Source organism: Xenophilus sp. (assembly GCF_044462705.1).
In the GTDB taxonomy this organism is placed as follows: Bacteria; Pseudomonadota; Gammaproteobacteria; order Burkholderiales; family Burkholderiaceae_C; genus Xenophilus; species Xenophilus azovorans.
In genome coordinates this window covers 1-5,432 of sequence record NZ_JBIQNC010000273.1, presented here as the reverse complement: position 1 = coordinate 5,432, position 5,432 = coordinate 1, and the positions used below count along the sequence as shown (strand labels likewise).

Annotated in this window: 7 protein-coding genes; 1 reads left to right on the top strand and 6 read right to left on the bottom strand. The window is 71.0% G+C overall.

The genetic code is table 11. The annotated features are described in order from the left end of the window. The 6 genes from ACIY1X_RS24440 to ACIY1X_RS24415 form a co-directional block, all read right to left on the bottom strand. A partial coding sequence (locus ACIY1X_RS24440) for a Bug family tripartite tricarboxylate transporter substrate binding protein (RefSeq protein WP_399685749.1) occupies positions 1–299 on the bottom strand: 299 nt, incomplete at its 3' end. 35 nt (positions 300–334) lie between these two features. After that, complete coding sequence (locus tag ACIY1X_RS24435; RefSeq protein WP_399685746.1) at positions 335–706, bottom strand: nuclear transport factor 2 family protein; 372 nt, start codon at positions 704–706, stop codon at positions 335–337. A gap of 3 nt (positions 707–709) precedes the next feature. Continuing rightward, positions 710–1,561 carry a fumarylacetoacetate hydrolase family protein gene (locus tag ACIY1X_RS24430; RefSeq protein ID WP_399685743.1) on the bottom strand — a complete coding sequence of 284 codons (852 nt, stop codon included), beginning with the start codon at positions 1,559–1,561 and terminating at the stop codon, positions 710–712. A 38-nt stretch (positions 1,562–1,599) separates the two neighbouring features. Next, positions 1,600–2,352, bottom strand: coding sequence for an IclR family transcriptional regulator (locus tag ACIY1X_RS24425; protein WP_245610852.1), 753 nt, complete (start codon positions 2,350–2,352; stop codon positions 1,600–1,602). A gap of 24 nt (positions 2,353–2,376) precedes the next feature. Continuing rightward, the gene (locus ACIY1X_RS24420; protein ID WP_399685740.1) at positions 2,377–3,876 is read right to left on the bottom strand and encodes a bifunctional 3-(3-hydroxy-phenyl)propionate/3-hydroxycinnamic acid hydroxylase; all 1,500 of its coding nucleotides are present in this window, start codon (positions 3,874–3,876) and stop codon (positions 2,377–2,379) included. Further along, entirely contained in the window at positions 3,869–4,426 is a 558-nt protein-coding gene (locus ACIY1X_RS24415) for a VOC family protein (RefSeq protein ID WP_399685737.1), read from the bottom strand. The genes ACIY1X_RS24420 and ACIY1X_RS24415 overlap by 8 nt, the downstream gene beginning before the upstream one ends. 146 nt (positions 4,427–4,572) lie before the next feature. Between ACIY1X_RS24415 and ACIY1X_RS24410 the strand changes: the two genes are divergently transcribed. Further along, a partial coding sequence (locus ACIY1X_RS24410) for a Bug family tripartite tricarboxylate transporter substrate binding protein (protein ID WP_399685736.1) occupies positions 4,573–5,432 on the top strand: 860 nt, incomplete at its 3' end.

The window sequence follows — 5,432 nt, the reverse complement described above, 5'->3', positions numbered from 1 at the left end:
AGCGGCACGGCGGGGGTGAAGGCCAGCGTGTAGCCGTCGGCGCGTGCGCCGGCGACCGCGTTCAGGCCGATGGTGCCGGCGGCGCCGTCGCGGTTGGCGACGGCGATGGGCTGGCCGAGCTGCGCCGACATGGCCTCCGCCAGGTTGCGGGCGTTCAGGTCGAGCCCGCCGCCGGCGGCGAAGGGCACCACCATCTGGATGGGGCGCGAGGGATAGTCCTGGGCCGCGCTGCCCAGGCAGAAGGCGGCCAGCATCAGGCCGAGGAGGTGCGGCCTGGCGCCGCGCAGGAAATCATGCATGGTTGTCCTTTGAAGAAAAGAGCGGCGGCCGCTGCTCAGCGCGCCGGCAGGCTCGTGCCCTGGAAGGCGGCGAGCTGCCAGGCGCCGGCGCGCCGCAGCCACACGGCCAGGTAGCAGGTGGCGATCTCGCGCTGCACGTCGACGCGCTGCACCAGCGCCCGCATCTCGCCCGAGACGATGGCGGCGTCCGCGGTGCGGGTCACGGCCAGCGCGAAGGCGAGCTGCCGGTACACGGTCTGGCCCGAGGCCAGCAGCTTCAGCAGGCTGCCCTGCGACTCGACGCCGCCGGTGGAGTGGACGTAGCGCAGGTCAGGCGCGAGCAGCGTGCGCAGGGTCTCGACGTCGTCGGCGAGCATGGCTGCGCGGCGGCGCTCCTCGAGCGCCAGGATCTCGGCGGCCTCGCCCACCGCTCACTCGTCGCGGATGCCGTTGCGCAGCACGCCGACGGCGTCGACCTCGATCTCGCACACGTCGCCCGGCTTCATGAAGACCTGCGGGTTGCGCTTGTTGCCCACGCCGCCGGGGGTGCCGGTGACGATCACGTCGCCCGGCTCCAGCGGGATGAAGGCCGAGATGTAGGCGATCTGGCGCGGGATGCTGTGCACCATCATGTCGGTGGTGGCACGCTGCATCTCCTGGCCATTGAGGCGCGTGATCAGCGTCATCTTCTGGTCCGGCGCGATCTCGTCGGCCGTGACCATCCACGGGCCGAAGGCGCCGGTCTTCCAGAAGTTCTTGCCCGGGATCCACTGCGAGGTGTGGAGCTGCCAGTCGCGCACGCTGCCGTCGTTGTAGCAGCTGTAGCCCGCGATGTGCGACCAGGCATCCGCCTCGGCGATGTGGCGGCCGCCCTTGCCGATGACGACCGCGATCTCGCCCTCGTAGTCCAGGCGCTCGGACACGCGCGGACGCACGATGTCCTCGCCGTGCGCGAGCTGCGAATCGGCCACGCGCAGGAAGATCACCGGCTTCTCGGTCACTTCCTTGCCGGTCTCGCGGATGTGCTCGCCGTAGTTCAGGCCGATGCAGAAGATCTTGCCGGGGTTGGGCACCACCGGCAGCAGCTTCACGTCGGCCAGCGCCAGCGCGGGTGCCGGCGTGGCGGCGACCTGGGCGGCGGCCTCCTGCACGAGGCCGGCGGCGATCAGGGCCTTGAGGTCGGGCGCGCGCGCGCCGAAGGCTTCGCGCAGGTCGACCACGCGGTCGCCGACGACGGCGCCGTAGCTGTCCTGGCCGCCGTGCTGGTAGCTGATGAGTTTCATGGGGTTCCTTCAGTGAACGGGAGGGAGGGTGGATGGATCTAGGCCAGCCGACCTCCGATGCGCGTGGCGGCCTCGGTGATCAGCTTGGCCAGCTTCTCAAGGTCGACGATCGCCAGGCGCGAGGTCTCGAACACGAGGGAGATGGCGGCCCAGGCGCCGCCGTCGGGTTTCAGGATGGGCGCGGCCACCGCCGACAGGTGCGGCTCCAGCTCGCCGCGCGAGACGTAGTAGCCCGCCTTGCGGATGCCCGCGTAGTAGCGCCGGAAGCCCGCCCAGTCGGCCGGCAGGCCGCAGCGCACCAGCTCCGCATGGCGCGCCTCGAACAGCTTCTTGAGCTGCGCCGAGCCGAAGGTCGACAGCAGCACCTTGGGCGCGCCGCCCAGGAACAGCGGCCGCGGACGGCCGCGCCCATAGGACAGCGCCGCCGGGGCGCCGCCCATCTCGCGATGGGTGTCGAGCACCTGCTGGCCGAACAGGCCGGTGACCACGCAGTCGAAGCCGGTGGCCTGCACCAGCTCGCGCAGGATGGGCACGCCCACCCGCAGCACCGGGTCGGCCCGGCGGATGTAGTGGTCCAGCAGGATGATGCGCGGGCCCAGCGCGTAGTGCGACTCCTCCACCCGCTGCAGCAGCCCCGCCTGCAGCAGCAGCCGCACGTAGCGGTAGCTGGTGGGCAGCGAGACGTCCAGCGCCTGGGCGATATCCTCCGCGGTGCGCGTGAGATGGGTGTCGTCGAACAGGTCGAGCACCCCCAGCATGCGCTCCAGGCTGGACGTTGATGTTTCCGACACGGCAGGCCCCCAGTGAATGCTTCTTCATGGCGCGACGGGAAGGTATTGCGAGATGCGATCCAGATCAGGCCCCGAGCGCGCGACGCCGACGATATATCGGTCGGGCCGCAGTATCACGGCACGGGCGTCGTGCGCCTGCAGCCAGGCGTCGATCTGCGGATCGGGGCGGTCGATGACGATGGCGTCGCAGCGCTGCCAGCGCTGCGCGGTGGCGGGCGCGGCGGCGCGCAGCGCGTCGGCGCGGCCGATCACCGCGCTGCGCCGGCCCAGCAGGTCGTCCAGCAGGCGGCCGTCCTGCAGGCGCGGCTGCGGGAAGGGCCGGCCGGCCAGCCCGGGCGCTTCGGGATCGAAGGCGCCCGCGCCCAGCAGTTGCGGCGGCAGCTCGAAGACCTCGGGCCGGCCGGCCCGGAAGCGCGCATCGCGCTCGGCGGCCAGCGCCGGGTCGGTGGTCTGGATGATGTTGCCCAGGCGCACCGCCAGTTCGATCAGCGCGCGCACGTGCGGCTTGCGTTCGGACTCGTAGGTGTCCAGCAGCGCCTGCGGCGCGCGCCCGGCGAGCACGGCGTCCAGCTTCCAGGCCAGGTTGGACGCGTCGCGGATGCCGGCGCACATGCCCTGCCCCAGGAAGGGCGGCGTCTGGTGGCAGGCGTCGCCGGCCAGGAACAGCCGACCCTGCCGCCAGCCCTCGGCGATCACCGAGTGGAAGGTGTAGATGGCCGCGCGCTCCAGCCGCGCCTGCTCCGGGCGCACCCAGGGCGCGACCAGCTTCCACAGCGCTTCGGGCTGCACCATCGCCTCGCGGTCGTCGTCGGGCAGCACCATGATCTCCCAGCGCCGGCGCGCGCCCACGACGTTGCAGTAGGTCATGGGCCGGCGCGGGTCGCAGTGCTGCACGGTGTGGTCCGGCAGGTCCACCGGCTGCTGCAGCACCACGTCGAACACCAGCCAGGGCTGGCGCAGGCCCAGGTCGACCATCGGGCTGCCGATGTGCTGGCGGATGGGCGAGCGGGCGCCGTCGCAGCCCACCACGTAGCGGGCGCGGGCACGGTGCACGGTGCCGTCCTCGGCCGAGCGGTAGCTCAGGGTGGCGGCCTCGGCGTCCTGCGCCACGGCGGTCAGCTCATGCCGCAGCAGCACCCGCACCTGCGGGAAGCGCGCCAGGCCCTCGCGCAGCACCGCCTCCAGTTGCGGCTGGTGGAAGTAGTAGTTGTTGGCGCAGCCGTGCGGTCCCAGCGCGGCCGAGCCGCCGCGGATGAGCATCGTCTCGCCGGCGCCGTTGACGAAGTGCATGCCCTGGGTGCCCGGGCGCGAGATCGCCAGCACCTGCTCGCGCAGCCCGGCAGCCTGGAAGATGCGCAGCACCTCGCCGTCGAAGTGGATCGCCCGGGGCAGCGGGAAGATGCCCGCCTCCTTCTCGATCACCAGCACCGCGCGGCCGGCGGCGCCCAGCAGGTTGGCCAGCGTGGCGCCGGTGGGCCCCAGGCCCACGATGGCCACGTCGTACACCGGCGCGGCCTCAGCCATGCCGGTCTTCCTGCATGCGGCGCGCGACCTCGGCCCGCCACTGCGCGCGGCTCATGAACTTGGGGAAGCGCCTGGCGATGGCCTCGGCCTGCGCCAGGATGGCCTCGTCCGGCTGGGCCAGGTCGATCGGCTCGCGCAGCGGCTGGTCGCAATACCAGGGCGTGTCCATGAACAGCTCCAGCCGGTTGCCTTCGGGGTCGCGGCAGTAGACCGACACGGCGTTGCCGTGCGTCACCGGATGCATGTCGGTCGCGCCCTCGGCCAGCAGCCGGTCGTGGAAGCGGCGCAGCGCCGCCAGGTCGGGCACGCGGAAGGAGATCTGGTTGACCACGTTGAAGGCCATGTCCGCCGGCCGGCCGGTGGCCAGCACCAGCTGGTGGTGCTCGTCCGGATCGCGGCTGAGGAACACCAGTTGCACCGCGCCCAGGTCGCCGGCGTCGGTCTGCGTGAAGCGCAGCGCCTGCTTGTAGAAGCGCGCCATGCGCGGCAGGTCGGTGACGTACAGGCCGATGTGGCTGAACTGCAGGTCGGAAGGGGAAGTGCCTTGCATCAGATTGTCTCCATTCGAGAACGATCGAACATCCATGATTCGACGATGGATGAATAATATTTATTTTCTCGTATTTTGACAATACAAAGTGTTTTTGTATGATCCAGCGCCGTGCAAGTGGCACGGATTCGCAGATGGAGACACTCATGACCCGACCCAACAAGCCCCCGACCCGCCGGGTCCTGCTGGCCCTGGCGGCCGCAGGGCTGGCCCTGGCCGCCGGCGGCGCCGCCGCGCAGGCCGACTACCCCAGCAAGGCGGTGCGCATCATTGCCCCCTTCCCTGCCGGCAGCGGGCCGGACGCCAACGCCCGCGAACTGGCGGCCGAACTCACCAGGATCCTGGGCCAGTCCTTCTACGTGGAGAACCGCCCCGGCGCTTCGAACATCATCGGCACGGACGTCGCCGCCAAGGCCCCCAACGACGGCTACTCGCTGTACATCGGCACCACGAGCTCGCTCTCGGTGGTGCCGCACCTGTACGGCAAGCTGCCCTTCAACGCCGAGCGCGACTTCGCTCCCATCAGCCTGATGGGCGTGCTCAACACGGGCCTCATCGCCACCCCCGGCGTCCAGGCCCGGGACGCGAAGGAGCTGATCGCCCAGCTCAAGGCCAGGCCGGAGTCCGTCTCGGTCGCCACGCAGGGCATCGGCAGCTACTCGCACCTGTCCGCCGTGTGGTTCAACAACGCGGCGGGCGTGAAGTCCAACCTCATCCCCTACAACAGCAACAGCCCCTATGCGGACCTGCTGGCCGGCCAGATCCAGCTCATGTACGACGGGCTGCCCGCCGCGGCGTCGAACGTGCAGGCCGGCAAGCTCAAGCTGCTGGGCATCACGGGCAAGGAGCGCCACCCCAGCTTCCCCAACGTGCCCACCTTCGCCGAGCAGGGCCTGCCCGACTACACGCCCATCGCCTGGCAGGGCCTGCTGGCGCCGGCCGGCACCCCGCCCGCCATCCTCGACAAGCTGAGCGCGGCGATGGGCAAGGTCTGCCAGTCGAAGGA